The sequence below is a fragment of the bacterium genome (assembly GCA_028821235.1).
Taxonomy (GTDB): domain Bacteria; phylum Actinomycetota; class Acidimicrobiia; order Spongiisociales; family Spongiisociaceae; genus Spongiisocius.
In genome coordinates, this window is the sequence record JAPPGV010000064.1 from 1 (window position 1) to 2613 (window position 2613).

Here is a 2613-nt window from a genome sequence, read left to right on the forward strand (position 1 = left end):
ATCGACATCCGCGAGGTGTGGCCGGGCGAGGCTAGGGATTTCACACCCTGGCTCGCCGAGAATCTGGAAGTTCTGTCCGAGCACCTCGAGATCGGCGAACTGGGGTTGGACCGTACCGAGGTCGACGTGCCCGGGGGGCGCCGACTCGACATCCTGGCAAAGGACTCCTCCGGCAGGAACTGGGCGGTGGAGAACCAGTACGGCGAGGCCGATCACGATCATCTCACTCGGGCCCTCGCGTACGCGGTCGGCCTGGAGTGTCGGGCGGTGATCGTGGTGGCCGAGTCGCACCGTGATGAGTTCGTCGCGGTGGCGGACGAATGGAATCGCTATTCGGAGGCGTACGGTTCCGATGGGATCCGCCTGTTCCTGGTCGCCATCGAAGCGGGCCGCATAGGCGAGTCGGCCCCCGGTTTCCGATTCCGCCTCGTCGCTGGCCCGAATGAGTGGAGATCCGGGGGACCGCCGCCAATCGGGCCCGGTGACCGTCATCGTCGCGATATGCAAGAGAAGTTCTGGGCGGGGCTGCAGACAGCAATGAGCAGCAAAGGTACCTTGTTCAAGGCCACCAGGGTTGTATCTTCGTATGTGACCATTGCCAGCAAAGGGCCCTTCTCCTTTCAGTTCTGGGTCCTGACGAACTCTTGCCGGGTCCAGTTGCGTATCGAGTCGGGCAACCAAGAGCAGAATGACGAGCTGTACGACTCGATCGCTAGTCATCGGGACGCGATTGAGGATGCTCTCGATACCGAACTGGTGTGGGAGAACAAGCCGAACCTACAGTCCAGCCGCATCTACTGGTTCCCGGAGGGGGCTTGTGGCTGGCGTTCACCCGCCGACGAACGGGAAGCCGGCTATGAGGTGCTGGCCGACGCTATGTACCGATTCCATGACACGCTCATGCCCTACCTGAAGGACCTCGTCTAGGAGTCCCTCCATCTAAGCGGGAGGTGGGTAACTGCCTCGCCGGCTCGTCAGACCTATCCGACGGGGACGGCTTATTGTCTTGTGAGCGCTTTCGGGTGTGGTGGTTTGGATGCTTGTCTGGGTGGTTCCCCGCGGTCGGGGGTTGCCTTTTCTGTTCGTTTTATAGGCTGAGCCCGTGTCCGCGGTCGGGGGGTTCGGCTTCGGGCAGCTCGACTTGGATGTGTTCGCATCGCCACCCGTTCGGGGAGCATCGGCAGGTGTTGGAGGTGGTTTGGGTGGTGGCTCGGTGGCCGATGTCCCGGTCGGTGGTGGCGGCGCTGAGCAGGCCGAGCTGTTGGAGGGTGTGGTAGGCCGCTTGGGGGGTGGGGTACGGTGGGGATGTGGCGTCGGGGGTGCCGTCGGCGTTGAGGCATAGCAGGTAGCAGGGTTCGTTGCGTGCTGGCGAATAGACCCTGACCGTCGGCATGTGGTCTCTCGGTTGGGGGTCCGGTCCCACGATGTGTAGTTGTGGGTGGACGTTCACCAGTCGCACTAGGAAGTCGCGGGCGGCTTCGGCTTCTTCGAGTGTGGGGTGGCGGCCGGACAGCACACGTGGGGGGCTGGTGGTGGCCACTTCCCAACCCCAGTTATCAGCCTGGTAGCGGCGGACGTGGACACCGACCGGTTGGGCGGCGAGGCGCCGGCGCGTGTTGTGGGACTTCCATTGGAGCCATGGCTCTGTGGCGATGCGGTGTTGGAGATGTTCGTCTGCGGTGAGCAGGTGGGGTTCGACCCGGCCCCAGTCCAACAGTGCGTCTAAGAAGGTTTCCTCTGTGGGGGTGAAGGGGAGCACGATCCGGCGGGCGGTGGCGGCTTTGGCCTCGAGCTCGGCGAGGTAGGCGTCCGCGGCCGCTGGTCGGGTGCGTTGTGCGTCAGCCGAGTTCAGCGCGGGGCGGAGTTGGCGACCCAGGGAAGGGGCTTGGACCTTGCGTGGGTTGGCGCAGACCGTGCGCCAGTCGGGGCGGGCTCCGCCGCCGTAGACGACGAACGCCACACGGAGCTTGGCCGGGAGCAGCCCAGGGAGGTTTGGGATCAGCGCGGCGTCGAACAGGTCTCGGGCGTATCCGCGGTCGTGTAGCGAGCGCTGATAGTTTGCCGGCGGCGATTTCGTGGATATCGAAGATGGGCACATCGGTGGCTTGCCAGCGGCCCAGCCGGTGTGAGTCGTGACGTGTGGTCGGCCACAGCGGTACCCGCCGTACATACCCGACGTCGACTGAGAGGCTTTCGCTGCGGCCGAAGGCGTTGCGGTATCGGAGGTCCCATTTGCCGCCGGCGTGGTCGCGTTCGGGGTTGGGTCGCCTCTTCACCTCCAGCCCGTGGGCCGGGAGCAGGCGCGCTAGGGCGTCCTCGACGGCGGGTCGCTCCGCTTTCATCGTGGCTAGGTCTTCGGCTCCGATGTAGTGGTAGTCCAGATCGAACGACAGGCGAGGCGCCGGGAGGACGAACATGTTCAAAGCGGTGCCCCCGGTCAGCGCCAGGCTCCCACCCAAGTATGGGTGGGAGGCGATGTCGTCGGCCAGTGCCAGGAGGCGCACGGTCTTTTCGATCCGGTCGGCGACGAAACCGGTAGCAGCGGCTAGCGCGTTGCTCCCGGCGGGTCGGGGGTGTTAGAAGACCAGTTCCCATTGCCGTTCCACAACCTCT

The 2613-nt window shown here is 64.8% G+C and carries 2 protein-coding genes; one reads left to right on the forward strand and one right to left on the reverse strand.

The features are described 5' to 3' along the window. Positions 1–927, forward strand: a 927-nt coding sequence (locus OXK16_06930; protein MDE0375679.1) for a DUF4268 domain-containing protein, incomplete at its 5' end; no start/stop codon positions are given. 160 nt (positions 928–1087) lie between these two features. Here the strand turns inward: OXK16_06930 and OXK16_06935 are convergent. Further along, complete coding sequence (locus OXK16_06935) at positions 1088–1960, reverse strand: hypothetical protein (protein ID MDE0375680.1); 873 nt, start codon at positions 1958–1960, stop codon at positions 1088–1090. Positions 1961–2613: the final 653 nt, after the last annotated feature.